Origin of the sequence: Streptomyces sp. AC558_RSS880 (genome assembly GCF_019049255.1) — a bacterium.
Taxonomy (GTDB): domain Bacteria; phylum Actinomycetota; class Actinomycetes; order Streptomycetales; family Streptomycetaceae; genus Streptomyces.
The window spans coordinates 1-567 of the sequence record NZ_JAGMUJ010000105.1; the positions used below are offsets into that span (position 1 = coordinate 1).

The window sequence follows — 567 nt, forward strand, 5'->3', positions numbered from 1 at the left end:
GGCGTACTCGTCGTCGAACGCCTCTCCGACGCCCAACGCCTGGGACACCGCATACTCGCCGTCCTCGCCGGCTCCGCCGTCAACCAGGACGGCGCCTCCAACGGACTCACCGCACCCAGCGGCCCCGCCCAGGAACGCGTCATCCGCGCCGCCCTCCAAGACGCCAACCTCACCTACTCCGCCGTCGACGCCGTCGAAGCCCACGGCACCGGCACCGTCCTCGGCGACCCCATCGAAGCCCAAGCCCTCCTCGCCACCTACGGCACCCAACGCGACAACCACCCACTCCGACTCGGATCACTCAAATCCAACCTCGGACACACACAAGCAGCCGCAGGCGTCGGCGGCGTCATCAAAATGGTCATGGCCCTCCACCACAACCAACTACCCGCCACCCTCAACGCCGACAAACCCACCCAGCTCATCGACTGGACCACCGGCACCATCGAACTCCTCACCCAGCCACACCCCTGGCCCCCCACCCAAAACCACACCCGACGCGCCGGCATCTCCTCATTCGGCATCAGCGGCACCAACGCCCACATCATCCTCACCGAACCCCCCACC

The 567-nt window shown here is 67.4% G+C and carries 1 protein-coding gene; it reads left to right on the top strand.

Annotation, left to right across the window (positions count from 1 at the left end):
- The coding region (locus tag KUM38_RS28225) for a ketoacyl-synthetase C-terminal extension domain-containing protein (RefSeq protein WP_217133281.1) at nt 1-567 on the top strand (567 nt) is incomplete at both ends.